Raw genomic sequence first — 320 nt, forward strand, 5'->3', positions numbered from 1 at the left:
CGCCGCCGCTTTTTGCCTTTCGTTTTTGCCTTTACCCGAGATTATATACTTCCGCAGGTGTCCGGTAACAAATCAACTCCACGATCTCCGGCTCCAGGCCCAGGCCGTGAAGAGCGAAACTGCCCACGACCCGACGGAACGGTGCATGCTGCTGAACATGGTCTGCCCTGAGAAACTCGATATGCGATTTGGCGTAGGCGATACTGGTAAGCTCGTATGTCTGTTCGATACCGGCGTCCCGGTCCGGTTGCAGGTCGTTTTGAAGTTGGAAACTCTGGCTCTGGATCCCGGTGGCCACATCGCTGTCGAGATATATCAGA

The sequence above is a fragment of the Candidatus Glassbacteria bacterium genome (assembly GCA_019456185.1).
GTDB lineage: Bacteria > Gemmatimonadota > Glassbacteria > GWA2-58-10 > GWA2-58-10 > JAJRTS01.